Below are 26,315 nucleotides of genomic sequence, written 5' to 3' on the forward strand. Positions count from 1 at the left end.
AATCATATAGATAAAATAGTTTTTTGGGTTGGCACAGCAATTGTAATAACAGATTGTCGTTCGTTAATTAAATTGCCAACAAGGAAACTATCATGAAAACTTTTAACACTGCTTTACTGGTTACAACACTGATGTTTGGTTCTTTTAATACTTTTGCTGCCGAACCTGCTACCGAATTATCGTCACAATTGACTCAGGTTTTAAGCACTCAGGTGATGGAAGTCAGCAACAATATTCAGCAACAGATTGCGGCTTCAATTGAAGCGACAGTTGCGGAAATGGTCATCAGCGTTGAAGACACTCTGAGCCAGGCTCCGGCACAAAACAACACTGCAGAGCAGTCTGTAGCCGCCGTGGAGTAACGTATGTTGATCACACCCTTCGAATTGCTGGCGCTGTTTTTAATGCCGGTGCTGAGTGTGTTTGGGATCTGGTTATGCTCACTCTGGTTGTTACCAAACACTGATATTCCCCCTAAAACCCGGTCTTTGTAGTACCGGGTTTTCTTTTTGCAGTTATTGTCAGATTTCCTCCTTTTTAGTGGTTTCCCTCATTTTTTAGTCAAATTTATCTTTATTGCCAAAGATATTTTGCACGACATGTAGTTATTTGTTTAAAAACATAGGCTTATAGTTATTTCTGTTGTGGCATGCCTTTTGTACCTTGTTATCTGACATCTATTTTTAACAACAGCCAAGCGCCGAGGTATTTATGAGCAGAACAAAAGAACACAACTGGTATTGCAACAAAGCACACAAAAAAATTGCTGGTGTATGTGCAGGCTTTGCTGCCTTTTACCAGCAACCAAGGTGGTTAGTCCGGGTGTTGGCGATATTGTTGTTATTAACCTTCCCGGTAGCCGCAGTTGCAGCCTATTTATTGGCGGCTTGCTTGTTACCTGATCGTTATGTGCTCTGAATGTGGATGATGTAAGATGAGGGCAGTTCAGCATCAGGAGCTTGCCATGCCTTTGTTTTTTGCCCTCATTATTTTATTGAATAGTTTTGTGGTTGATGCCACAGAACTTGAATTTAGTAACGCCACTGTGCGTCAGCCTCTCCCCGGGAAATCGCTGAGTGCCGGATATTTTTCGGTGTCAAATCCTGGTGTAAACAACATTCAGTTGGTTGCGGCCAGTAGTGACTGGTTTGAACGTGTTGAATTGCATCAGCACAGCATGCATAACGGCATGATGCGAATGGAAAAAGTTGAAAGTTTTCAGGTTCAGGCCGGTGAACAACTGCATTTACAGCCAGGTGGGTTGCATCTGATGCTGTTTAAGCCTAAATATGAATTAACCTTAGGGGCAAAGGTACCTATTCAAATCCGCGCTGCTGATGGCCAGCAGTGGCAAATCTCTGCTGTAGTCACCAGAATTCCAACCCAATAACCGGAGTCACAGATGCAAAAAGTAAAGCTGGCCATATTGATCAGTAGTCTGGTGCTTGTACTGTTTTACGCCATGGCGGTTTGGCATAGCAGTGAACCCGATACTTTTGATGTAGTGGCCGAAGCCAATCAGTCGGCACAGGGTATTAAACCTGCAGTGGGTTACACCACAACCCACACTTTGGTGCACGTGACAGAGGTATTGCTCCATAAATCAGGCGGTTATCTATCAAATGATGTGTTACCACCTTTTGTGATGCTGGACAATATGCCGGCGTGGGAGTTGGGCGCTCTGGAAATGATCCGCGATTTAGCTTTGTCGATGCGCACTGACATCAGCCGTTCCCAGTCGCAATCGGTAGAGAACTCATTTTTGAAACTGGCACAACCCAAACTGAATATTGACCATCGCAGCTGGGCTGTGCCTGCTGCTGAAGATGAATATGCCGAAGCTTTGCGCTTGTTGCGCTCTTACCGCCAGGCGCTGAATGACCCCAACAACAGAGAGCATCAGTTTTACGCCAGAGCCGATAATTTGCGTGACTGGCTGAAGGCGGTTGAAAAACGACTGGGCAGTTACAGTCAGCGTTTAAGCGCCAGCGTGGGGCAGGACAGGTTGAATACCGATCTTGCCGGCGATGCACAAGCACGTCAATCCACAGTCACACCTGCGGAACAACTGATCAAAACCAATTGGTGGCGGATTGACGATGAGTTTTATGAAGCCCGCGGTGCGGCCTGGGCCTTGTTGCACTTTTTAAAAGCGATAGAAGTTGATTTTGCCGATGTATTGGCCAAAAAAAATGCCACTGTCAGTTTACAGCAGATCATTCGTGAGCTTGAAGCAACCCAACAAACAGTCTGGAGCCCTATGGTGCTCAATGGCAGCGGTTTTGGCTTGCTCGCCAATCACTCACTGGTCATGGCAAACTATATTTCAAGAGCTAATGCTGCTCTGATTGAACTTTCAGAATTATTGTCACAAGGATAATGCATGAGAATTTTATTACCGCTGCTTGGTGCCGGCATGTTGTTGAGCAGCCCCGTTGTTTCGGCTGATGTATTGGGTCTGACAGTCGGTGCTGAGTGGTGGCAGGCCAACCCGGACGGCAATGCCGGTGACACAGGTTTCAGCCAGCCACTCAATTTTGACGACGACAGTCATAGTGCTTTTTATGCTGCATTTGAACATCCAATCCCTTTATTACCTAATGTGATGATGCGTCGCCAAACCCTGAGTTTTCAGGGCGACACCACTTTACCCGGCGAATTGCGGTTGCACGATATGGTCTATCAGGCACAAAGTCAGGTCAGGAACCAGCTGAGTCTCGAATATACCGACGCCAGTCTGTATTACGAACTGCTGGACAATGACATCCTGAGTCTGGATATGGGGGTGACAGCCCGATTCCTGCAATCTGATGTCAGTGTGACTCAGACTACAACAGTGAGCCGTGGTGTTTCGACGCCGCTGCCAATGTTATATGGTCAGGCTGTTGTTGGTGTATTTGGTACTAACTCCAGCTTGTTTTTCAGCGGTAATTATGGTCGTTATGATGGTCATCAAATGTCTGATCTGCGGGCCGGTTTTGCCTACGAATGGATAGATTTGGCAGCATTTTCGTTGTCGGTGAAATTAGGAGTACAACGACTGGACCTGGAGCTCAACAGCGAAGACCGGATGGACCTGGATTTGTTGGCTGATGGTGTTTTTATCGGCCTGGAAGCTGATTTTTAAACCAGGCCATAACAGAACCGGCGTATTGTAGGTTGTTGTTCGCACAGACAATACGCCGGTGAAGTGAAAACCTTGTAGTTCAATCGGTGCACCATTATAGTGAGGTATCAGATTGGATCGGTTTTTCTCAGCATGAAGCAGCTTTTTATTCGCCCTCTGTGGCCATTAGTCCTATTGGCCCTTGTTGTTGTTATTTCTGTAGTGGCATCCTGGTTATCGTTACAGCTGTGGCAGCAACAACAGAACACAGCTTATCTGCAACAACTCAGTCGTCATGCAGCCTTACTCGCTATGCATCCGCTGCGTGAGCACAACGCTCAGGCACTCAATCAGACGTTACAGGCTTTACAACAACATAGCGTGCAGCCGTTACGGGCTATGGCAGTGTATGATAAAAACCAGCAACTATTTGCGGCAACCGCAGGTGCTGAAGCTGTGTTGAGCAACTATTCACCTTTACCTTCAGTCAGCCAGCCCGTGGCTTTTGCCGACGGTGTGCAGTTGTTCAGCGTGCCGGTCTGGGCCGATATGGTGCAATTAGGGCGCCTGGATAAACCAGCCCCTGCCATAAGCTCTGAACAGCTGGGTCATTTGTTACTGGTGGCCGAATCACAACCTTTAGCCCCGTCCTGGTTAATGTTGCCCATATGCATCCAGGTTTTTGTTGGCGGCATACTGCTGTATTGGTGGTTGCGGAAAAAACGGCAAAAAAGCCAACGTCAGCAGTTACTGTTGAGCCAGCAACTGCAGCAAGGAGCAACGGTTGAACTGTCAGGCGATGAGTTTGTAATATTAATTGAAGCTTGGCAACAGCAACAGCAGCGTGTTCAGCACCAACTACGTGCTGTGTCGCGTGATGCAGAGCTTCGGTTGCAACAACAAGAGCAGCTGCACGCCCATACAGCTGAAAACTTATTGCAGCTGCAGCAAAGTCATCATCAGCTGCAGCAACACAGCAAGTCCTGTGATCAACAATTAAAGTTCTGGCTGGAGTTGTGTCATAGATCCGATACGCTCAGTGCCACAGAACTTCGCAGCAAAATTCAGGCGCTGCAGCTGTTATCTCAGCTGCATGCCCCGGATTTTGTGTTGCAACCGGACCATCTCTGGCTACCGGACTGGTTGGGTCAACATGCAGCACCCTGGTTTGGCAACAACCAAATCCCGGAACAATTTGTGTTTGATGAGGATCCGCAAGCGTACCAATATAAAATTAATATCGATACCCGCCTGCTGAATGTGTTGTGCCAGATTTTTATCTGTTATTGCCAGCAGGCTGCGGCCGGGCAGGATATTTTGTTTAGCTATCGCTTACGCGAAGTGCCACAAAAACAACTCAAACTGACATTTAAATATACCGGTGCAGGTTTTTCCCCACGCTGGCGTCAGCTATTGCTGGCGCAACCAGACTCTGTACTGACACTGGATGATGTGGAAGCAGAAGTGGCGAGACTGTTGCTGCAGGCATTGCATGGTAGTATTTCGCTGAATTCTCTGGAGGATTTAGGTACTCAGCTGGAGATCCTGTTGCCGTTATCCTGGCAAAAAACCAGCCAGTCGAAATTATGTCAGTCGGTGCTGGTGCTTGATGAACGCCCTTGTCGTTTACCCCTGTTAAAACAATCCCTGGCCGCCATTGGCGAACAGGTACACAGTGTTGCAACTTTAAGTGCGTTACCTGAAGCGGTGCAATTACGGCTGGTTGATTTAGTGGTGGTGGTGCTTCCGGAAGAATCGGCGCAGTTGCAAGCCGATGCTGAGGTGCTGAACGCACTGGAACTAAGATATCAGTTGTTGTTTTTTGCATCTGACAAAGCCAGACTTTTGTGGCAACCGCTGTTAAATAGCAAGTTGCAGTCAATGCCATTGCTGCTAAGTCAGGTCAGTCATGCCTTGCAGCATTCCAATGAGTTGGGCAATCAGCAACTGCTGGTTGTTGACGATAACCTGACCAATCTTAAATATGTACAGGCAATGTTAGCTGGCGGAGGTTTGCGCATAGATATCGCCATGACAGGACATGAAGCCATTAAAATGGCCGCTAACAACAGATATCAGCTCATTTTAATGGATATTCAGTTACCTGATTTGTCAGGCACAGAAGTTACCAAAAGGATCAGGCAATTACGCCATCACCAGCAAACGGCTATTCTGGCTTTTACTGCACACGCATTGCCGGATGAAATTGCCAGTTTCAGGCTGGCGGGTATGGATGATGTGCTTATTAAACCGCTGGACACCCAAAAAATTGCTCATATTCTGACCAGGCTCAACCCGGCTGATGAAAGCTAATGACGTCAGCCAGCATTTGTTGTAAAGCTTGCCAGTATTGCTGATTTGGCTGGCTGCTTAACAGAGGTAACAGTTCTGCACCGACGCTGGTAAATTTATAATATTGCAATACCACCCCCTGATGTCTGGTTCGCCCCTGTAAAAGCTGCTGATGGTAATACCATTGCAGCTGTTGGTTTTTACCAAGCTCACCACTTTCTATCTCTGATTGATGCAGCAGGCCCAGATCAATCAGGTTCAAAATTTGCGGATAAGTTAAACCAAACTGACTCAGATTCAACAGACCACGGTTTTTACCTGCCAGCCAGCGCCATAACGATCCCTGTTGTACATAACCAAAATAGATATGTGCCGGTTCCTGACTTTTAATACGGCAACTCAGGCTGGCGGCCAGCTGCAAAGCAATGGCGTCTTTGTAGCCCATTTGTTTGAGCAGATGCAGGGTTTTTAATGAAAAGCTGCCGGGATTACTGATCTCTCCAGCCAGAATTTTTGCCCAGAGTTTTTGCATACTTTGGCTGGAAATATCTAAAACCAGCTCACAATAAGCCTGAAACCAGTCCGGGTCGACATCCTGGGCAGTGAGGATTTCGGTGCAGTAATCCAGTGCCAGAGTCATCACTTTTTCCAGGTTCAACTGTTGTTGTTCCTGCCGCATCTGAATACGACGACTGGCGCGTTCTGTAACAGATAAGCTGGCAAAAATTTCGTGTTCAGCCAGAACCACACCAGCTCTGCTGCTTAGTTGCTGATGTTTGTCGATAAAGCTGGCTGTGCCGGGAGAAGTATCCAGTGGCAGCGGCTGAGTGCCATGACGCACGCTGCCAGCAGCCTGCAGATCAGCGCCCAGCTGTTTTTTGGCCAGCTGTCGTAGTTTTTGTTGACCAGACAACGTCTGTACCTTTGTCATAGCTTCCCATTTATCTTTGCTGTAACAGCTGTTTTGTCGCCTGTTGAGTGACTGGGTATCGGCTCAAATTGCCCATACTGAAACTAACTTTAACTAAACCAATCAATTTATTGTTATTTTTATGAATTTAAAAGGTAATTTCTTATTCGGCATTGAGGTCAATACCGACAAAATGATTGCAATTTTTAACTAAGCGTATAGTGTAATAAGTTAGACAACAAGCTGGCTGCCGGCTTCACTGACAAGGCGTGCAGGTGTGAAGTCGGTGCAGATCCTGTCCCTTTGAAAAGAGAGGAAATTGTGCCAGACATTCGGACTCAATGGATAAGGTCGTAACATGGTGTCAAAAGTAACAGAAGATGATTTTCTGTTTCTCGCAGAAGATGATGTGCCAGAGTCAGAAATCCCGCAAATCACAGGGGAATGGCATCTGCTGATTGTTGATGACGATGAAGAGATCCATACCGTCACCCGGCTTGCGTTAAGTGACTTATTGGTGCTTGGCCGCAAACTGGTATTTCACCATGCTTATTCAGGTAAAGAGGCTATTAATTTCCTTCAGAAAAATCAAAACGTTGCGGTAATTTTACTCGACGTGGTGATGGAGTCTGATGATGCTGGTTTGTTGGTGGTACAACAAATTCGCGAACAACTCGGCATGGACGAGGTCCGGATCGTACTCCGGACAGGTCAGCCCGGTTATGCGCCTGAAGAAAGTGTGATTAAAGAATATGACATCAACGATTACAAAACCAAAACTGAGTTGACGCGCAGTAAACTGGTTACTTCTATTATTTCGTCTATCCGCTCTTATCAGCAAATCCGCACTATTAACCAGAACCGGTTGGGTTTACAGAAAATTATTAATGCTGGCGCTAACTTGCTGGAACAACATTCACTGCATGAGTTTTCCGAAGGTGTGGTGACGCAAATTTCGTCTTTAATAGGTCTACACGCCGAAGGTGTGCTTTGCGCCCAAATTGAAGATGATGGTTCCGCCAGTGACAATGTGTATGTGCTTGGCGCTGCCGGCCATTATGCGCCTTTTATAAAATGTAAGTTAGAACGTTTGAATAACCCGCGGATTATTCAGCAAATTTTGCAATGTTTGCAGCAAAAACGCCATATTTTCACTGGTTTTGATACTGTACTTTATCTCGGCAATGCCGAGCACAGTGCCGCTGTTTATATTGAAACCAACAGGCCTATTGAAGATTTTGACCGTCAGCTGATTGAAGTGTTTTTAAGTAACATTTCTATCGGTTATGAAAACGTCACCTTATTCCAGCAGTTAAAACATGCTGCTTATATTGACCCATTAACCAAAACCCCCAATCGTAATGAATTTACTCAGCTACTGGAAGAAACCAGAAGGCTTGAGCCTGGTAATAACGTCGCCGTACTCATAGATATTGACCATTTTTCTGATGTCAACGACGGTCTGGGCCAGGAAGTAGGTAACGAGTTATTGATTGCGGTAACCCGCCGTCTGGTGGAATTGTTTGGCGATGTGGCGCAAATAGGCCGTATTGGCGCTGACGTTTTTGGTTTAATTGGCCCAGAAGATATTCTGACCCCAACAGCCATTAATTCAGTGTTTGCACAGCCCTTTCAGGCGTCAGAACATGCACTGCAAATTAATGCCACCCTTGGATTTTGCCGTTTGATGGACACAGTCAAACAGGGCCTTGGCATTCTGAAGCACGTTTATATTGCGCTGAACCGTGCCAAAAAAAATCTGTCACAGAATTTTGAATATTACAGCAGTGAAATGGAAGAGCAGATGGCCGAACGTTTGGCTTTACTGCGGACCCTGCGGCAGGATTTCAGCCAGGATAAACTGCAGTTGTGGTATCAGCCGCAAATATCTTTGCATACCAATCAGGTGATTGGCATGGAAGCTTTGTTACGCTGGCCAACAGGTCAGGGCGGTTATATTTCTCCGGCGGTTTTTATTCCTTTGGCAGAATATTCAGGTTTGATTGTCGAGATTGGCGCCTGGGTCATTCAGCAGGCCTGTCAGCAGATTAAGTTCCTGCAGTCCCAGGGGTTGTCTGATATGCGTATTGCGGTGAATGTTTCTATGCCGCAGTTCCGTAATCCCTTGTTTGTACAGTCGGTCATTGACTGTGTTGAACGTTATCAGGTGGCGCCTGAACTGCTGGAGCTTGAGATCACCGAGTCGGTGGTGATGGATGAACCCAAGATAGTGATTGATTCACTGAACAGGTTAAAAGATCACGGTATTAAGGTGGCTATTGATGATTTTGGTATTGGCTTCTCCAGCCTGAGTTATTTGCAACAACTGCCGCTGGATCGTATTAAAGTTGACCGTGCTTTTATCCGTGATTTTGCCTTGCCAAATGGTGCAGTTATTGCAGAAACCATTATTCATCTGGGTAAAAAGCTCGGTTTAGCCACTATTGCCGAAGGTATTGAAACTCAGGAGCAGGCAGACGCTGTGCGTGCTATGGGCTGTGATGAAGTGCAGGGTTTTATGTACGCCAAACCAATGCCAACCCATGAGTTATTGCCATTCCTACAGCAAGGATTGGCTCTGGTACCCAAAAAATCTGAATAGAACTATTGCTGCTTGTGACAGATTTAATCAAAAGAACCACCTTCAATGCAGGTGGTTTTTTTATTTGTCGCTAGCAGGACTTTGGCGCAGCAGCTGCAGTTTTTATTGACCTTAGATGATGTGCTCTTCATCTTGGCTGAACGCAATAAAAAAGGCGCCAATGGCGCCTTTTTTAAAATATAAAGTCTGAACTCAGACCCGGAACAGACGGGCGATACTTTCCAGATTTTGTGCCAGATTGGCCAGTTCACGGGCAGCCTTGGCAATATGGCCAGCGCTTTGTGAACTGTGTTCGGTGTGTTTTACAATTTCCACCACATGACCCACTATAGTGCCTGCCATGGTTTGTTGCTCTTCGGTAGCTGCTGCAATATGTTGGTTCATTTCGCGGATACGGCGGATACTGGTGGTGATCACCTGCAGCGATTCACCAGCCTGATTGGCAGAAGTTACACTCTGATCGGCCTGTACTGTACTTTGTTGCATTTTTTGCACAGCTGAGCGGGCAGCAGATTGTAGTTGTTCAATGGTTTTCTGTATTTCTTCGGTAGATTTTTGCGTGCGTGACGCCAGAGTACGCACTTCATCGGCAACCACCGCAAAACCACGGCCTTGTTCACCGGCACGTGCTGCTTCAATAGCTGCATTGAGTGCCAGCAGGTTGGTCTGCTCGGCTATACCTTTGATCACATCAAGCACAGCACCAACCTGATTGGCGTCCGTTTCCAGTTTCAGAATAACTTCAGAAGCTTCCTGCACATTGGTGGCCAGTTGACGGATATTATTGACGGTAACACCCACAGTCTGTTGACCACGGTCCGCAGCAACATTGGAATCGTTGGCAGCGCTGGAGGCTTCGTTGGCACTGCTGGCTTCAGCAATCACGCTGTTGCTCATATCATCCACAGCGTATTTGGCTTGCTCAGCGGCCTGACGTTGCACAGCAATAGTTTTATTGGTGTCGTCGGTAAGTTGGTGTAAGTCTTTGGCCAAAGACGACAACGGCAGCGCTGTGTTGACAATTTCTTTCACCACACCCTGCAGTTTTTCCATAAAAGAGTTAAACCAGAAAGCTAAATCGCCCAGTTCATCTTTGGATTTGGTTTCAATACGCACTGTTAAATCGCCGTCTTCTTTGGCTAAATCTTTCAGTGAATGAATGATATTACCCAGGCTGTTATTAATGCCGCTGACCACAGGCACTGCAGTACCAAACAACACCAGGGTGGTGATTACACCCATGATGATACCGACGGTAATTAAGGTGCTGGCCTGATTGTTGGCATCGTCAATTGACGCTTTAAAATGTTTCAGCTGAATATCACGAAATTCGGTGAGTTTTTTTACCGTATTGTCGTAATCGGCGTTCATCTTCTGCGAACGTTCGCCAATGGTGGCCATGTCGGCTGTGTTGCTGACCATCTCCTGTGAGACTTTAAAAGCCACGGCATAATAACCTTCAAAGGACGACAGGATAGGGCTGATTTCTTTGCTTAGTGCAGCATCTAAGGTACTGACCTGATTCAGTTGTTTTTTCAGCTGATCGGCAAAAGCATTGGAAATGTTCAGCGCTTCTTCGTCACCTGTGGTGACCGCACTTGCCAGCGATTCCTTCACCCGCTCCAGTGCAACCAGACCACTTTCGGCCGCCTGTAATACCGGGAACTGAATGTCTCTGGTGCTTTCCAGCGTTTTGACGTTATTCAGTGCAGTGACAGTGGCCAACACCAGGTAGATAATAAAACTGATCGTACCGATGAAGGGTATTAAATAAATTTTTTTCGCAATCGAAAGGCGTTGCAAAAACTCCATACACGCTTACCCCTGTAGATAACAAACCGGAAGGAATTGTTTGTAATGAATATTTTAAAAAGCGGTTTTAGTATAGTCAGCAAAAAGCCTAAATGCTGCAAGAAATCAAGGAATGCGACAAAAATCTGAATATAAAGAAGGAATTATAACGATTTGCTTAATTTTGTTTCTGTTTGGGTGTGAAGCCACAAGCGATAAAGCTTGTTCGGGACTGGGCAGTGCGACAACAGGGCAATAACGGTGCAATAAAAAAAGCCCGCATCATGCGGGCTTTTTTGGCTTATTTCTGCTGAGCACGTTCAAATGAAGTGCTGATTTCAGCTTTGGCTTCGGCTTTGTCGCCCCAGCCAATTACTTTTACCCACTTGCCTGGCTCTAATTCTTTGTAACGTTCAAAGAAATGCTGGATTTGTTGTTTCAGCAGTTCCGGCACGTCGTTGATGTCCTGAATGTGGTCGTAAATTTTGGTCAGTTTGCTGATAGGTACTGCCAGTACCTTGGCATCTTCACCGGCTTCGTCAGCCATTTTTAATACGGCAACAGGACGGCATTTAATCACAGCGCCTGGTACCAGCGGGTATGGTGTTGGTACTAACACATCAACCGGATCTCCATCCAGGCTCAGCGTATGGTTCACAAAACCATAGTTGCATGGATAAAACATTGGCGTTGACATAAAACGGTCAACCCAGACAGTACCGCTGTCTTTGTCTACTTCGTATTTGATTGGATCGGCGTTGGCCGGAATTTCGATGATGACATTAATTTCGTCAGGCAGGTTCTTACCTGCTGGTACCAGGCTCAGGCTCATGTGAGTTCCTTAAGATAAATGAAAAGTGATAAATGCCGCCTATTATAACGGCGGCATTAAAAATGGCTATGGCTTGCCCCGACAAAAAATTATTGCTGATGATACTTCAGACAAGTTTCCACTTCGTGTTTAGAACCCAGGATCACCGCCACCCGCTGGTGAATATCTGTTGGCTGAATGTCCATAATCCGTTGGTAACCTGTGGAGCTGACACCACCTGCCTGTTCAATTAAAAAGCTCATTGGGTTGGCTTCGTACATCAGGCGTAACTTATAAGGTTTGTTGGCATCTTTAGTGTCGGTTGGATACATAAAAACACCACCACGGCACAACACACGGTGCACATCGCCCACCATGGCGGCAATCCAGCGCATATTAAAGTTTTTACCCCGAGGGCCGGTTTTACCCAGCAGCAAATCAGCAACATAAGCCTGCATTGCTGGCTCCCAATGGCGCTGATTCGACATATTAATGGCAAACTCAGCGGTCATACCAGGCACTGCCACTTCTTCCTGGGTTAACAAAAAGCCGCCGTAAGTTTTATCCAGTGTATAAAGTTTGGTGCCTTTGCCTGTGGTCAGCGCCAGCATAGTAGAAGGGCCGTACAACACATAACCTGCCGCCAGCTGTGCTGTGCCAGGTTGTAAAAATTGGGCGGCATCTGCGGCGTCCACATCAGAACGCGCTGGCAGAATAGAAAAAATAGTGCCAATCAGGCTGTTGATATCGGTATTGGACGAGCCATCCAGCGGGTCAAAAGTCACCAGATATTTACCTTCAGGGTTACCTGCAACCGTATGATCTTCTTCTTCTGACGAAATAGCTTTGACTAAGCCGGTTTCCAGAATCATGTCTTTGAGTAGCTCATTGGCCAGCACATCGAGTTTTTTCTGGGTTTCACCCTGAATGTTTTCATCCAAAGTTGAACCTAACACACCGGCCAGTGCGCCTTGGCCTACACGAAAAGAGATCTCTTTACAGGCGGCCAGAATTGTTTTGGTCAGTGAAATCAGGTCGGTATCAACTCCGTCCTGCCGTAATACGGGAGCCAGTCGGCGCATGGTGAATTCCTTGTTGAATAGGCTGTAGGGTGGGTGTCTGCCCTTATTCTGCAGGCCTTTGGGCGCTTGGCAGTACACCGGCGCACAGTGTAAAGAATTTAACGAAAAAATGCAGTTTTTGGCCTTATTTTATTTGCTTTTGTTGTGAAGCGCTTTTGTTACAATGCCCCATCTTCGCAAAGCTTGATGCGTGTTGTCGCAGCAAAAGGAAAGGTTATGCATATTCATATTTTGGGCATTTGTGGCACTTTTATGGGCGGTATTGCCGCTATTGCCAAGGCCATGGGGTATAAAGTGACGGGGTCTGATGCCAATGTGTATCCGCCAATGAGCACTCAGCTGGAAGCTTTGGGTATAGAGCTGACTCAGGGTTATGCCGCCAGCCAGTTTGAACCGGCACCGGATTTAGTCATTATTGGCAACGCCATGTCGCGCGGTAACGAAGCTGTGGAATATGTGCTGAATTCCAACTTGCCTTACACTTCGGGCCCTGAGTGGCTGGCAACGAATGTCCTGCAAAACCGCTGGGTGCTGGCGGTGTCTGGTACCCATGGTAAAACCACAACTACCTCGATGCTGGCGTGGATTTTAGAATACGCTGGCCTGAAACCCGGTTTTTTAATTGGTGGTATTCCGCAGAATTTTGATGTGTCTGCAAGATTGGGCGACGCGCCTTTTTTTGTGATTGAAGCCGATGAATACGACACCGCCTTTTTTGATAAACGCAGTAAGTTTGTGCATTACCGGCCGCGCACTTTAATTATTAATAACCTTGAGTTTGACCACGCCGATATTTTCCCGGATTTAGCCGCTATTCAGCGCCAGTTCCACCATTTATTACGTATGGTGCCTGGTAATGGTCTGGTGTTATCGCCTGCCAATGTGCCTGCTATTACTGAAACCTTGCAAATGGGCTGCTGGAGTGAACAACAAAGTTCCGGCACTGATTGGCAGGCAGAGCTTTTGCAAAAAGACGGCACTGCGTTTTCAGTTAGTTTTAAGGGCCAGCAACTTGGCAAGGTAGAGTGGGATTTAACAGGCCAACACAGTGTTGATAATGGCCTGATGGCCATTGCCGCTGCGCGCCATGCCGGTGTGCCTGCTCAAGTTGCTATTGAAGCGCTGTCCAAGTTTATTGCGCCCAAAAGACGGATGGAGCTGAAAGGCACAGTGGCCGACATTGCTGTTTATGACGATTTTGCCCACCACCCAACGGCCATTGACACTACTTTGGCCGGTCTTCGCAATAAAGTGGGCGAAAAACGTATTCTGGCCGTATTAGAACCGCGCTCCAATACCATGAGGTTGGGTGTGCATAAAGAAGCCTTGCCCGCTTCGTTAAAACAAGCCAATCAGGTGTTTTTATTTGAACCGGCCAATTCCGGTTGGTCACTGGCTGAAGTTGCCAAAGCCATAGGGCCGCAGGCCGAAGTGGGTACAGATATCACCGCTTTAGTGGCGCGCATCACAGATCAGGCGCAAAGTGGTGATTCTATTGTCATTATGAGCAACGGCGGTTTTGGTGGTATTCACGACAAGCTGCTGGATGCCCTTAGAAAAAAATGGGAACACTGATGAGTCACAGCAGCAACAACAGCAACGCTGAACAGAACCCGTTGGCGGCGCCAGGTGTAAATCAAGGCGCCGGCAAAGAAGTCACTTTGGCTTTTACCGGCGCTTCCGGCGCTTTATATGGCTGGCGTTTGTTGCAATGTTTATTGTCGCAGCAGGTAAAAGTGCATCTGCTGATTTCAAGTGCGGCCCGGGTGGTGTTTGCCACTGAACACAATTTAAAGCTAAACGGCAACCCACAAAGTTGTCAGCAGCAACTGGTTGAAATTTTTGGCTGTGAACCCAATTTATTGGCTGTATACGGCAAAGACGACTGGTTTTCGCCTGTTGCTTCAGGCTCAGCAGCACCCAAAACCATGGTGGTTTGCCCTTGTTCTACCGGCACTGTGGCCGCTATTGCTTATGGCATGAGCGACAACCTGATAGAACGTGCTGCTGATGTGGTAATTAAAGAGCAGGGCCAGCTGATTCTGGTGCCGCGTGAAACGCCACTCAGTGCTTTGCATCTGGAAAACTTATTAAAGCTCGCCAAACTTGGCGTGACCATCATGCCGGCTGCGCCTGGTTTTTATCATCAGCCGCAAACAATTGAAGATCTTATAGATTTTATGGTGGCCCGTATTCTGGACCACTTAAAACTGCCACAACAATTGCTGCCACGCTGGGGTTATGCACCACAGACCCAGGCCTGACCTTCCCGCACAAGGAGATTCATTTGACGCTCGCGCTTGATATTCAACAGCTGAAAAAAACCTATAAAAGCGGCACTGTTGCGCTGGAAGGTATTGATTTACAGGTGCAACAAGGCGACTTTTTTGCTTTGCTTGGCCCCAATGGCGCAGGTAAAAGTACCTGTATCGGTATTATCAGCGCTTTAGTCAATAAAAGCTCTGGTAAGGTAAAAGTCTTTGATTTTGATATAGATACAGCACTGGAAGACGCCAAAAGCCAGCTGGGCTTAGTACCGCAGGAATTTAACTTTAATCAGTTTGAAACTGTGCTGCAAATAGTGGTGAATCAGGCCGGTTATTATGGCGTGAATAAAAATCTGGCTTTGGTGCGTGCCGAAAAATATTTAGGTCAGCTGGGGTTGTGGGACAAACGCCATGCCCGCTCGCGCGAACTTTCAGGGGGCATGAAACGCCGGCTGATGATAGCCCGCGCTTTAATGCACGAGCCTAAGCTGTTGATTTTAGATGAGCCTACCGCTGGGGTTGATATAGAACTGCGCCGTTCTATGTGGGAATTCCTCAAAGACATTAACCAGCAGGGCGTCACTATAATTCTGACCACCCATTATCTGGAAGAAGCCGAAAACCTGTGCCGTAATATCGCCATTATTAACAAAGGCCGTATTGTCGAAAACACCAGTATGAAGGCGCTCTTGAGTAAACTGACCAAAGAAACTTTTGTACTGGATTTGGCCACCAGCGCCAAAGTAGAGCAGCTGCAAGGTTTTACTGTAAGGCAGATAGACGACCACACTTTAGAAATAGATGTGGAAAAAGGTCAGGGCGTAAATGCAGTTTTTACTGCGTTAACGGCCAAAGGAGTGGAGGTGTTGTCGATGCGTAATAAAGCCAACCGGCTGGAAGAGTTGTTTGTCAGTCTGGTGGAAAATACGCAGGGAGTAAAAGCATGATATCTGGCCGTTATTGGATTGCCTTTCAAAGTATTATTAATAAAGAAACCAACAGATTTATGCGCATTTGGGTGCAAACCCTGGTGCCTCCAGCCATTACTATGACGTTGTATTTTGTTATTTTTGGCAGTTTAATCGGCTCGCGCATTGGCGACATGGGCGGTTTTAGTTATATGGAATTTATTGTGCCCGGCCTGATTATGATGTCGGTCATTACCAATTCTTATTCCAATGTGGCGTCCAGCTTTTTTAGTGCCAAGTTTCAGCGTAATGTCGAAGAACTACTGGTAGCGCCTGTGCCTAACTACATCATAGTGCTGGGTTATGTCGGTGGCGGCGTGGCCCGTGGTGTGCTGGTTGGCCTGATTGTCACTTTGCTCAGCCTGTTTTTTGTCGATATCCGTATTCATCATTTATTTGTGATTATTGCAACTGTGGTGCTGAGCTCAACCTTGTTTTCATTGGGTGGCCTGATTAACGCTATTTACGCCAAATCTTTTGACGACATTAGCATAGTGCCAACCTTTGTGCTGACACCGCTCACCTATTTAGGCGGCGTGTTTTATTCACTGACTTTGCTGCCGGGCTTCTGGCAACAAGTGGCGGCGGCTAACCCTATTGTCTATATGGTAAACGCCTTTCGTTATGGCTTTTTGGGTGTGTCTGATGTCAGTATCACTGTGGCTTTTGCCGTGATGCTGAGTTTTATCGTGCTGCTGTTTAGCATTGCTATGCATCTGATTAATAAAGGCACAGGCCTGCGCAGTTAACAGCGACCGGCTTTGAGCTGTAGCGGGCAGAGGCGCATATGTTGTGGTTCTGCTTCGTTTTACTGCAATAACCAGTTTTTTGCAGACATTTAATGACACTTTTAGTACAGTAACCGCCTTTTTGACTGACTGTTTTCGCCGCTGTTTTGGTAAATAAATGCCGGTGTAAAGAAACCCAGTGAGAGCTTATGACCGATTTAAAACGCCAGGCTGAGGCCTCGGAAGAAGCTTTATGGCGCATTTTCACTGTGCCGGAAGCGCCAGATTCAACGCTCAGCATTATTGAGCAGAATATTTCGCAAAACCTGGCGGGTTTTTTGCGCGAAAGCATAGTGGCAGTGGAAAAACCGCTGTGGCAAATAGAGCGTGATTTTCAGGCGTATCAAATTCCGGCTGAGCCGAAGTTTGTGTCAGATTATGCTGAAAACATGATGGAAAAGCTGGTGGCCCACTCGGTACATACAGCTGCGCCCAGCTTTATTGGCCATATGACCTCGGCTTTGCCTTATTTTGTGTTACCGCTGTCAAAAATGATGGTGGGGCTCAATCAAAACCTGGTGAAAATTGAAACCTCCAAGGCCTTTACGCCACTGGAGCGGCAGGTGCTCGGCATGATGCACCATCTGGTATATGGCGAAAGCGAAGGTTTTTATAAAAAGTGGCAACACAGCGCCAATCATTCGTTAGGTGCTTTTTGCTCAGGTGGCACAGTTGCCAATATGACAGCACTGTGGATAGCCCGTAACAGGTTATTGCGCCCGGACGGTGATTTTAAAGGGGTGGCCAAAGAAGGTTTATTCCGCGCTATGCGCCATTATGGTTATCAGGATTTAGCCATTCTGGTGTCGGAACGTGGCCATTATTCGTTGCGTAAAGCCGCCGATATCCTCGGTATTGGCCGCGATATGCTTATTCCGGTTAAAACCGACGCCCACAATAAAGTAGACAGCGCAGAAATGCGCCGCGTTGCTGCCGATTTAGCGGCGCGTTCTATCCGGGTGGTGGCGATAGTTGGCGTGGCCGGTACCACTGAAACCGGCAATATAGACCCGCTGGATGAACTGGCCGATTTAGCCGCTGAGCTTAATTGTCATTTCCACGTGGATGCCGCCTGGGGTGGTGCAACTTTACTCTCTGATAAATATCGTTATTTACTCAAAGGTATAGAGCGGGCTGATTCGGTCACTATCGACGCGCATAAACAAATGTATGTGCCTATGGGTGCCGGTATGGTGGTGTTTAAACACCCTTCAGCGGCGCATGCCATTGAACATCACGCCGAATATATTCTCCGCAAAGGCTCCAAAGATTTAGGCAGCCAGACGCTGGAAGGCTCACGCCCCGGCATGGCGATGCTGGTGCATGCCTGTTTGCAGGTGATAGGCCGCAAAGGTTATGAAATTCTGATTAACCGCAGCTTAGAAAAAGCCCGTTATTTTGCTGGTCTTATTGATTTACATCCGGAATTTGAGCTGATCACAGCGCCAGAACTTTGTTTATTAACCTACCGTTATGTACCGGCCAAAGTGCAGCAGGCGATGCAAAAAGCCAAAGCAGCCGGTGACACAGAGCGGCTGCAGAAGTTTAATGAGCTGCTCAGTGGCCTTACTAAATTTATTCAAAAACGCCAGCGCGAAGAGGGTAAATCTTTTGTCTCGCGCACCCGATTAAAACCAGAAATGTATCAACGGCAGGATACAGTGGTATTCCGTGTGGTATTGGCTAACCCTTTGACCACTGACAATATTTTGCACGAAGTATTGGCAGAGCAAGTGGAGCTGGCGGCGATGGATAAAGAGTTTTTGCCAAAGCTGCTGAGTATGGCAAAGGATAGTTAGCTGTTTGGCGTAACAGCTTTTACCGCTTCTTGCTGAAAACGGCTGCTGTTGCAGCCGTTTTTGTTTTTTGTTTTGCAGCAAAGGGGCTTGGTGTTGGGTTGCATGATGCCTGATGCATAGCAGATATGCCGGTTTTGCCGTGTATGTAGGTATCGCATGTATTCATCTTCAGCTTGCAGCTGCTGGCGCTATAGAAGCGGGGACTCGCCCCCGCGGGCGAGTCTCTTTCTTTGCTGACAAAGAAAGAGACGCAAAGAAATCACCCCGAGATCGCTCGAAAGCCCGCTGTTTTGGCACAATTTTGAGGCGCCGCCAAAACTCAGCGGCTGCTAGCGTCAGCCGCTTCAAACAGTTGGCGTCTTAAAACCTCAAAATCGGCCAAAACAACGGCTCGCTTGACGGGGCCAAGAGCGCTGGTGTCGTAAATTGGTTATTTATGGTTTGTGCCAGTTGCTGACATAGGCTCAGGGGACGCTCTAATCGCAGGTTTGACTGATAGCGGGCATTGTTGGAAAACAACACATCATTGCGCTCGAAAGTTCCGAGACTGAAACGCATTGCCAAAACGTTAAAAAAACATGCATTATCCATTTCTCATTTCTACGGGTTATCAGTATTCAGACTATAACGATGTAGCCAGAATCAGTTGACTACTACAGATTGGGGGAGGCTGAAAAAATCGAGGAAAAATTAGCATAAAAGCCCCTTAAGACTAATTTCGGGAATAATCATAGGGGCTCAAAATTAATTGAGCCTCCTAGTTGGAGATATTGTGGTTAAGAATTTTTATAGAACAGTCGCGAGCTTACCTAGTTATGCCTTAGCTCCATGGATTTTCTTAGGTGGTCATTTTTTATTGATTCTAGTTTTTCGTCATTTTTCTGGTATGACAGAAGTTGAGTTTTCGTTGGAAAAGTACTGGTATTTCTATATTCCAGTATCATTTTGTGGAGTAATTTTTAATTTTAGAATGCATGTCCTGTTTTTTGTATGGTGGAGGTTTTTAGCTGGATTGTGTTTTATGTTTTTATACATCAGTGTTTTACTAGAGATGGCTTATTTTAGCGGCTGGCCTTTTGTTTCATATAGTATGCTTGTGTTGCTATTACTTTATTCGCTATTGTTTTTGTTGCGATTCGTCTTTTGGTCCGATTTTCATAGAACGCTATTATGGTATCGTAAAATTGAAAACAAGCATGGTGAAGACATATTTTACCTGACAAAGGATGGATACATGGAAGTGTATGAACTTAATGACAAGTTAAAATTCTTGAAATTTACAGCATTTTGGGAAATTGATTTCTTTGCAAAACCTGTCGATTTAACTTCAAAGACCCTAAACGGATTCTATAAGTTTTTCGGGCTGGTAGTAGCTCTGGGAGCCATTTACGCAGCTTTCACCGATTTTAATGTGGTGAGTGCAGGTATCATTATTGTTTTTTCATTAATTATCCCAGAGTTTCTAAGGCACTCCGTCGGAAGTGCTTTTTTGGACGCAATCTTGGTTAGTAAATACAAAATTGGTGATCGTGTCGTTATTCCAAAAAAGTAAAAGGTTAGGCAATAAGAATATCCAGCAAATTACCCGATGCCTTTGGCAATTCGCTGCGTTAACCAAAAAACGAATGACCGCAATTAAGGCAAAATAGATATTCGTTTTTCAAATATCTCCGCTTTTAAACAACCGCTATTTGTTCAAAACAGAAATTTCCAAGCAGCTCTGTTGTTGGCCCCGTCAAGCGAGCCGTTGTTTTGACCTGTTTTGAGGTTTTAAGACGCCAACTGTTTGAGGCGAGCGACGGTAGCGCTCGCCGAGTTTTGGCGGCGCCTCAAAATTGGTCAAAACAGCGGGCTTTCGAGCGATCTCGGGGTCGTTTTTTATGTCACTTTTTGTCGACACAAAAAGTGACTCGCCCGCGGGGGCGAGACCCCGCATACGTGCCATGCCGCAGGCATAAAATAAACCAAAAATAACAGTAGGTTAGTGCAACAAAGCTGTCATGCCGCCGGCATCCAGCAAAACGCCGCCAACACTTTGGCAAAACCAAGCGTCAGCCCAAAACCCAATACCAAACCGGTAAGGTGACAAAACTCAGCAATAACCCAAAACCCACCAGATTCCCGACCATTCTTGGGGCCAGGCCGGCCATAATGGCGATGGCGCCGGCGGAGATCATCGGTGGCATAGCGGCTTCAAATACCGACACTGTTACTGCTTTGCCCTCTAAACCCAGGGCATAACAACCGGCGTAGGCCAATAACGGCATTAAAATCAGTTTAATGCTGATGCCGCTGACCAGCGGTGATAAGCGTTCGCCACCCAGCGAAAAGCGCAAAGTAAAACCCACGGCCACCATAATGAGTGGTACTAAGGTTTGCGCCAGGTTGTCGATCAGCGCCTGGAAAAAGCTGGGGTAGGGGGTGTTTTTCAACAGCAAAGCCGCCACTAACGCCAGAAAAGGTGGAAAAGTCAGAATTTTCAGGCTGATGCTTTTGACCGTGGCTTTTTCGGCGCTGGGGCTAAAAGCGGCGGCCAGAATAGTGGAGTAGGTGGCGAGCGCCACAAAAGAGCCGACCTGGTCGTAAATCAGCGCATAAGGCAGATGATCACCACCAAAAAACGCTTCAATCATTGGAAAACCCAAAAACGAGGTATTGCCAAGTGGCAGCACTATTAAAAGTGCAGCTGTGACATCGCGGCCCCACTGAAAAATTTTACTTAGCAGCAGCACCAGCGCCACCACTATTAATAATAAAACCCAGGGAGTAACGGCTGGGATCAGTAGCGCTGAAGAAAAGGTAAGTGCCGGAATTTTCTGCAAAATAAGGGCAGGCAATGCAATATAAAGCACAAAAGCATTCAGCACAGCCGGCGTGTCCTGGCTGAATTTCGGGATAAAACGGATGCCAACCCCAATGGCCAGATACAGCAAAATCAGCAGAAAATTATCCACAATAATACTCCGGAGCAGGCAACAGCCATTTGAATGCATGGAAAAAACGATGATAACTGCTGGCGGTCTTTACCGCTATTCGACTTCTGGTGAACAGGGCATTTTCCCGGTTAAAGCAGTGCCTTATAAAGGGGCGCTTGCAAAACTGCGTCTTGCTCATCTGTGTCTTGTAAAGCTGCGCCTTGCAAAGTAGCGCCTTGTAAACCCGGGTCTTGCAACCCCTTGTCTTGCAGCCCCGTGTCTTGCAAAGCAGCGCGCTCTGGTTGCGGCAACAGCTCTGTCAGCAAAGCGCCGGCAATCAGGCGCTTTTTGTCGGCTTTTTTCAGTTGTTTCAGCTGATATTCCAGGCTGCTTGCCAGGCTGCGATTCGGCGCCAGCTGTTGCCACACCAAAGTTAACGGCCCTTTGCCCCGCAACGCTTTAGCCCCGCCTATGAGCTCGCCCTGATGTTGCCGGAGCCGGCGCTCTGGATCTGTGCTGATGCCGGTATACAACATACCTTTGCCGGTTTGTACCAGATATACAAACCAGGGTTGTTGCGCCGCTGTTTGCGTCTGGGTTTGAACCTGGACTTGCGGCTGTGGTTCGATCTGAAGGGTTGTGGTTGCTGGCAAAGGTTCAATATCCTGCAAAGGTTGATTCTGCTATACTCTGGTCGTTTTTTTGGCCGCCGTTTTTTCTGGTCGCAGTTGTTGTCGGCCACACACTGGCCAGCGCCCCAATTCAAGGAACTTTATGCAATTTGCAGATTTGGCGTTAAACGCGCCTATCTTAAAGGCAATCGCCGAGCAGGGCTATCAAAGCCCAACGCCAATTCAGCAAAAAACCATACCGGTGATTTTACAAGGCAAAGATGTGTTAGGTGGTGCCCAAACCGGCACCGGCAAAACCGCGGCTTTTACCTTGCCTATTTTGCAAAAACTCAGCAGCCAGCCAAAAAAACTTGAAGCCAAACAAGTGCGTTGTTTAGTGTTAACGCCAACCCGTGAATTAGCCCAGCAGGTGGCCGACAATATTGCCGCTTATGCCCGGCATTTACCGCTGAAAACTGCGGTGTTTTATGGTGGCGTGTCAATGAACCCGCAACTTGATGCCGCTGAAGGCGGACTGGATATTTTAATCGCCACCCCGGGCAGGCTGTTAGATCATATGCATCAGGGCACTATCAGCTTGTATCAGCTGGAAGTGTTGGTACTGGATGAAGCCGACCGCATGTTGGATATGGGTTTTATTCACGACATTAAAAGGGTGATGGCCAAGTTACCGCCAGAGCGGCAAACGTTGTTGTTCTCCGCCACCTTTTCCAAAGAAATCAAAGAGCTGGCAGACACCTTACTGAAAAGCCCTGAGCTGATTGAAGTGGCCACCGCCAACTCGGCTTCAGCTCAGGTGCAGCAGCTGGCGTTTCGGGTGGATTCCCAGCGTAAACGTGAGTTGTTATCTCATGTGATAGGCGCGCGCAACTGGCAACAGGTGCTGATTTTCAGCCGCACTAAACATGGTGCCGACCGTTTAAGCAAGCAGCTGGCGCTCGATGGTATTGAAGCGGCCAGTATTCATGGTGATAAAAGCCAGGGCCACAGAACCAAAGTGTTGCAGGATTTTAAAGACGGCAACTTGCGGGTATTGGTGGCCACCGACATTGCCGCCCGTGGTTTAGATATTGAGGATTTGCCGATAGTGGTGAATTACGATCTCCCTCATGTGGCCGAAGATTATGTACACCGGATTGGCCGCACCGGCCGTGCCGGTCGTTTTGGTCTGGCGGTCACTTTAGTGACGCCTGATGATTTACCTATGCTTTTGCAAATTGAAAAGCTGATTAAACAAGTGATAGAGCAGCAGGTGTTGCCGGGTTATGAGCATAATCCGAAGTTTAATCACTCCAGCAAAGCGAAAGAAGATGCCGCCGATGCTGAAGTAAAAATGAAGAAAAAAATCAGTAATAACAAAAAGTTGTCTATTGAAAAGTCGAAGCTTCGCGCTATAGCCCTTGGTAAAAAAAGGCCGCAATAACAGCAGCTGAAATCCGACAAATTTTTGTAACAACAAAGGAGCTATCGGCTCCTTTGTTGTTTTGATGGGATCTGATGTTTGTGCGGTTTAACCATCCACAGGTTCAAGCGGAGTTTTCAGTGTCAGCTGATAAAAAGCTAAATCAAGATAACGGCCAAACTTAAAACCAGCCTGAGTGATAGTGCCGCTATGCACAAAACCATGTTTTTGATGCAGCGCAATACTGCCGCTATTGCTGGCATCTATACCACCGATCAGCAGGTGATACCCTTGTTGCTCCGCGCTTTTAATCAGCTGTTGCAGCATCAGGCTGCCATAACCTTTGCCCTGATGATCGGGGTGTACATAAACCGAATGTTCCACCGAATATTTAAAAGCCGGAAATGCGCGGAAAGTACCATAACTGCCAAAAGCCAGCAGTTCACCCTCATTGTTTTTTAAACCCCAGACCGGAAAGTTGCCGGCAGCTTTATTGTTAAACCACTGCTGCATAGTTTCCAGCGTGCGGGGTTTGTATTCATACAAAGCTGTGGTATGCAAAATGGCGTGGTTAAAAATAGCCAGAATGGCTTTGGCGTCTGTATCAAACTGGCAAAGCGAAAGTTGCATCTGGCTATTCCTGTGTTGCTGTGTGGGTGTTTTAACTGCGGTAAAGGGTTTTGATTAAATGAAAACCAAACTGGGTTTTTACCGGACCATGAACTTCCAATAATGGCTTTTTAAACACCACATCGTCAAAAGGTTTTACCATTTGACCGGCGCGGAATTCGCCTAAGTCGCCGCCTTTTTTGCCGGAAGGGCACAAAGAGTGTTTTTTGGCGAGCTCATGAAAATTGGCGCCTTTGGCCAATTGTTGCTTCAGGTTTTGGGCTTCTTCCTGGGTTTTTACCAGGATATGACAAGCACAGGCTCTGGCCATTTTGTAACTCCTACCACTGTATTTTGGCGCGCTAACACAACGCGGCCGCGCATTTTAATGGAAAAGTTGCTCGAACAACAGCATCTGTTTAGACCAGTTTTTGTGCTTTGCCATTGACAGCTATGGGCTTATCTTAGTAAAGCTATGTTTTATAACTATAAAAACGGAGAGAAATAATGGCAAAGTGGTTGTTAAGAATTTTTGGGGTACTACTGCTGTTAGCAGCGATATTTGTCGTGAATGCGGTCTGGTTTAAACCTTTTTCCAGCCGGGTGTTTTATGAAAGGGTATTTCTGGAATATGGCCTAACCAGCCCTGAGCTTTTAACCCAACTGCGGTTGTTAGAGAGTTTTGGCATTCGTTCACACAACGCCAAACTGGACGATCGCAGTCGGCAGGCCGGTGATTTACAGTTTGCCAAAATGAAAACCGATCTTGCGACCTTACGCAGTTACGACCGTGCTGCCATGTCAGAGGCTGAACAGCTGAATTACGATATGCTGGAATGGTTTATTGCGCATAGCAGTGAAGGTGAGCGCTGGCGTTATCACGGTTATCCGGTCAATCAATTGTTTGGTGTGCAGAGTAACCTGCCCAAATTTATGGTCAGCAGTCATCCGCTGGCAGATGTGACTGATGCTGAACACTATATAAGCCGGCTCAATCAGTTCCAGCAGGTATTTTTGCAGGTGGTGGAAGATTTAAAAATTCGCGCCGAAAAAGGTGTAATACCACCGCGGTTTGTGTTGGAAAAAGTGCTGGCAGAGATACAAGGTTTTACCAAAGGTGAAGTAAAACAACAGCTGTTATACAAACATTTTGCCGATAAAGTCAGCACTCTGGCGGATATTGATGCTGCGACCACCGAACATCTGCAAACAAAAGTTGCTGAAGCTGTGCAACAATCTGTGTTGCCTGCTTATCAACATTTGAGTTCTTACCTGCAAACTTTATTAACACAAAGCAGCACTGATGATGGCGTCTGGAAGTTGCCGGATGGTGATGCTTATTACGCCTATATGCTAAAACAACATACCACCACAGATTTAACACCTGAACAAATCCATCAGCTGGGTCTTGCTGAGGTGGCGCGTATTCAGGCGCAAATGACAGAAATTCTGACGGCACAAGGCCATAGTGGTGATTCTGTCGCTGCCATGATGAGTACATTGGGTGATGATGCGCAGTTTTTATACCCGGACACTCAAGACGCCAGGCTGCAAATTCTGGCCGATTACAAAACCATATTGGCCGATATTAACACCAGACTAGAGCCCGCCTTTAATATCAGGCCCAAAGCAGAGATGGATGTACAGCGGGTGCCTGAGTTTAGCGAAAAAACCGCACCAGGGGCTTATTACAATGCTCCAGCCATGGATGGTTCCAGGCCCGGGGTGTTTTACGCCAACTTATACGATATCCGCGCTACCCCTAAATTCAGTATGAAAACCCTGGCTGTCCACGAAGGTATTCCAGGCCATCATTTCCAGATAGCCATTCAGCAGGAACTGCAGGGTTTACCCACCTTCCGTAAAATTTTGCCTTTTACTGTGTACTCAGAAGGCTGGGCGCTTTATACCGAAAAACTGATGGCAGAGCTTGGTTTGTATAAAGACGATCCTTATGGCGATTTAGGCCGGCTGCAGGATGAATTATTCCGTGCTATCCGCTTAGTGGTCGACACTGGAATACACCATAAACGCTGGACACGCGAACAAGCCATTAGCTATATGACCAGCAATTCAGGCCTTGCCGCTTCAGATGTGGAAGCTGAAATTGAGCGTTATATAGTGATGCCAGGCCAGGCCTGCGCTTACAAAATTGGCATGTTAAAAATTCTCGAGCTCAGACAAAAAGCGCAAAATGAATTGGGCAATAAGTTTAAGCTGACCGATTTTCACGATGTGGTGCTGAAAAACGGTTCTATGCCTATTGCGATACTGGAGCGGGTGGTGGAGCAATATATTGCTAGCAAAAAACAGGCTGGCGTTTAACAAAACACAGCAGCGG

General features: G+C 46.9%; 24 protein-coding genes. 16 read left to right on the forward strand and 8 right to left on the reverse strand.

Annotated features, from left to right (window positions below; all coding sequences use genetic code 11):
- The first annotated feature begins 92 nt into the window (after positions 1 to 92).
- The 7 genes from RCH83_RS11630 to RCH83_RS11660 all read left to right on the forward strand — a co-directional run bounded on the left by RCH83_RS11630 (position 93) and on the right by RCH83_RS11660 (position 5,419).
- Complete coding sequence (locus RCH83_RS11630) at positions 93 to 362, forward strand: hypothetical protein (protein WP_306522215.1); 270 nt, start codon at positions 93 to 95, stop codon at positions 360 to 362.
- Between the two features lie 3 nt (positions 363 to 365).
- Positions 366 to 494: a hypothetical protein gene (locus tag RCH83_RS11635; RefSeq protein WP_306522217.1), complete on the forward strand. Its 129-nt coding sequence runs from the start codon at positions 366 to 368 to the stop codon at positions 492 to 494.
- Positions 495 to 711: 217 nt separating this feature from the next.
- Positions 712 to 918: a PspC domain-containing protein gene (locus RCH83_RS11640; protein WP_306522219.1), complete on the forward strand. Its 207-nt coding sequence runs from the start codon at positions 712 to 714 to the stop codon at positions 916 to 918.
- 16 nt (positions 919 to 934) lie between these two features.
- Entirely contained in the window at positions 935 to 1,390 is a 456-nt protein-coding gene (locus tag RCH83_RS11645; protein WP_306522221.1) for a copper chaperone PCu(A)C, read from the forward strand.
- A 12-nt stretch (positions 1,391 to 1,402) separates the two neighbouring features.
- Positions 1,403 to 2,380 carry a DUF2333 family protein gene (locus tag RCH83_RS11650; protein ID WP_306522223.1) on the forward strand — a complete coding sequence of 326 codons (978 nt, stop codon included), beginning with the start codon at positions 1,403 to 1,405 and terminating at the stop codon, positions 2,378 to 2,380.
- Between the two features lie 3 nt (positions 2,381 to 2,383).
- The gene (locus RCH83_RS11655; protein WP_306522225.1) at positions 2,384 to 3,127 is read left to right on the forward strand and encodes a TIGR04219 family outer membrane beta-barrel protein; all 744 of its coding nucleotides are present in this window, start codon (positions 2,384 to 2,386) and stop codon (positions 3,125 to 3,127) included.
- A 132-nt stretch (positions 3,128 to 3,259) separates the two neighbouring features.
- Entirely contained in the window at positions 3,260 to 5,419 is a 2,160-nt protein-coding gene (locus RCH83_RS11660) for a response regulator (RefSeq protein WP_306522227.1), read from the forward strand.
- Here the strand turns inward: RCH83_RS11660 and RCH83_RS11665 are convergent.
- Positions 5,397 to 6,329, reverse strand: a complete 933-nt coding sequence (locus RCH83_RS11665; protein WP_306522229.1) for a TIGR03899 family protein — start codon at positions 6,327 to 6,329, stop codon at positions 5,397 to 5,399. The genes RCH83_RS11660 and RCH83_RS11665 overlap by 23 nt on opposite strands.
- A gap of 337 nt (positions 6,330 to 6,666) precedes the next feature.
- Between RCH83_RS11665 and RCH83_RS11670 the strand changes: the two genes are divergently transcribed.
- Complete coding sequence (locus tag RCH83_RS11670) at positions 6,667 to 8,910, forward strand: EAL domain-containing protein (RefSeq protein WP_306522231.1); 2,244 nt, start codon at positions 6,667 to 6,669, stop codon at positions 8,908 to 8,910.
- A 192-nt stretch (positions 8,911 to 9,102) separates the two neighbouring features.
- On the opposite strand, the gene RCH83_RS11675 is transcribed toward RCH83_RS11670, so the two are convergent.
- The 3 genes from RCH83_RS11675 to RCH83_RS11685 all read right to left on the reverse strand — a co-directional run bounded on the left by RCH83_RS11675 (position 9,103) and on the right by RCH83_RS11685 (position 12,594).
- Positions 9,103 to 10,722 carry a methyl-accepting chemotaxis protein gene (locus RCH83_RS11675; protein ID WP_306522233.1) on the reverse strand — a complete coding sequence of 540 codons (1,620 nt, stop codon included), beginning with the start codon at positions 10,720 to 10,722 and terminating at the stop codon, positions 9,103 to 9,105.
- A gap of 280 nt (positions 10,723 to 11,002) precedes the next feature.
- A complete protein-coding gene (gene ppa / locus RCH83_RS11680) occupies positions 11,003 to 11,533 on the reverse strand; it encodes an inorganic diphosphatase (protein ID WP_306522235.1) in 531 nt (176 codons plus the stop codon).
- Positions 11,534 to 11,622: 89 nt separating this feature from the next.
- Positions 11,623 to 12,594 (reverse strand): class 1 fructose-bisphosphatase, encoded by a 972-nt coding sequence (locus tag RCH83_RS11685; RefSeq protein WP_306522237.1) that lies wholly within the window; start codon positions 12,592 to 12,594, stop codon positions 11,623 to 11,625.
- A 216-nt stretch (positions 12,595 to 12,810) separates the two neighbouring features.
- Between RCH83_RS11685 and mpl the strand changes: the two genes are divergently transcribed.
- From mpl to RCH83_RS11715, 6 genes are all read left to right on the forward strand, one after another.
- Complete coding sequence (gene mpl / locus RCH83_RS11690) at positions 12,811 to 14,169, forward strand: UDP-N-acetylmuramate:L-alanyl-gamma-D-glutamyl-meso-diaminopimelate ligase (protein WP_306522240.1); 1,359 nt, start codon at positions 12,811 to 12,813, stop codon at positions 14,167 to 14,169.
- Positions 14,169 to 14,858 (forward strand): flavin prenyltransferase UbiX, encoded by a 690-nt coding sequence (locus RCH83_RS11695; RefSeq protein WP_306522242.1) that lies wholly within the window; start codon positions 14,169 to 14,171, stop codon positions 14,856 to 14,858. Before mpl ends, RCH83_RS11695 begins: the two co-directional genes overlap by 1 nt.
- Positions 14,859 to 14,881: 23 nt before the next feature.
- Positions 14,882 to 15,808, forward strand: coding sequence for an ABC transporter ATP-binding protein (locus RCH83_RS11700; protein ID WP_306522244.1), 927 nt, complete (start codon positions 14,882 to 14,884; stop codon positions 15,806 to 15,808).
- The gene (locus RCH83_RS11705; RefSeq protein WP_306522246.1) at positions 15,805 to 16,578 is read left to right on the forward strand and encodes an ABC transporter permease; all 774 of its coding nucleotides are present in this window, start codon (positions 15,805 to 15,807) and stop codon (positions 16,576 to 16,578) included. Before RCH83_RS11700 ends, RCH83_RS11705 begins: the two co-directional genes overlap by 4 nt.
- Before the next feature lie 188 nt (positions 16,579 to 16,766).
- Positions 16,767 to 18,416, forward strand: coding sequence for a pyridoxal-dependent aspartate 1-decarboxylase PanP (gene panP / locus RCH83_RS11710; RefSeq protein ID WP_306522248.1), 1,650 nt, complete (start codon positions 16,767 to 16,769; stop codon positions 18,414 to 18,416).
- A 772-nt stretch (positions 18,417 to 19,188) separates the two neighbouring features.
- Entirely contained in the window at positions 19,189 to 19,968 is a 780-nt protein-coding gene (locus RCH83_RS11715) for a hypothetical protein (protein WP_306522250.1), read from the forward strand.
- Between the two features lie 499 nt (positions 19,969 to 20,467).
- Here the strand turns inward: RCH83_RS11715 and RCH83_RS11720 are convergent, their stop codons facing one another.
- Complete coding sequence (locus RCH83_RS11720) at positions 20,468 to 21,370, reverse strand: AEC family transporter (RefSeq protein ID WP_306522252.1); 903 nt, start codon at positions 21,368 to 21,370, stop codon at positions 20,468 to 20,470.
- Between the two features lie 110 nt (positions 21,371 to 21,480).
- Positions 21,481 to 21,984, reverse strand: coding sequence for a GIY-YIG nuclease family protein (locus RCH83_RS11725; protein WP_306522254.1), 504 nt, complete (start codon positions 21,982 to 21,984; stop codon positions 21,481 to 21,483).
- A 121-nt stretch (positions 21,985 to 22,105) separates the two neighbouring features.
- Here RCH83_RS11725 and RCH83_RS11730 point away from each other — a divergent pair, with 121 nt between their 5' ends.
- Positions 22,106 to 23,386 carry a DEAD/DEAH box helicase gene (locus RCH83_RS11730; protein WP_306522256.1) on the forward strand — a complete coding sequence of 427 codons (1,281 nt, stop codon included), beginning with the start codon at positions 22,106 to 22,108 and terminating at the stop codon, positions 23,384 to 23,386.
- Positions 23,387 to 23,473: 87 nt separating this feature from the next.
- Here RCH83_RS11730 and RCH83_RS11735 read toward each other — a convergent pair whose 3' ends face one another.
- Together RCH83_RS11735 and ppiC are read right to left on the reverse strand one after the other, a co-directional pair.
- The gene (locus RCH83_RS11735) at positions 23,474 to 23,995 is read right to left on the reverse strand and encodes a GNAT family N-acetyltransferase (RefSeq protein WP_306522258.1); all 522 of its coding nucleotides are present in this window, start codon (positions 23,993 to 23,995) and stop codon (positions 23,474 to 23,476) included.
- Between the two features lie 31 nt (positions 23,996 to 24,026).
- Positions 24,027 to 24,305: a peptidylprolyl isomerase PpiC gene (gene ppiC, locus RCH83_RS11740; protein WP_260658277.1), complete on the reverse strand. Its 279-nt coding sequence runs from the start codon at positions 24,303 to 24,305 to the stop codon at positions 24,027 to 24,029.
- Positions 24,306 to 24,481: 176 nt separating this feature from the next.
- Between ppiC and RCH83_RS11745 the strand changes: the two genes are divergently transcribed.
- Positions 24,482 to 26,299 carry a DUF885 family protein gene (locus RCH83_RS11745; protein ID WP_306522260.1) on the forward strand — a complete coding sequence of 606 codons (1,818 nt, stop codon included), beginning with the start codon at positions 24,482 to 24,484 and terminating at the stop codon, positions 26,297 to 26,299.
- The last annotated feature ends 16 nt before the right edge of the window (positions 26,300 to 26,315 follow it).

The organism is Rheinheimera sp. (assembly GCF_030824435.1).
Classification (GTDB): domain Bacteria; phylum Pseudomonadota; class Gammaproteobacteria; order Enterobacterales; family Alteromonadaceae; genus Pararheinheimera.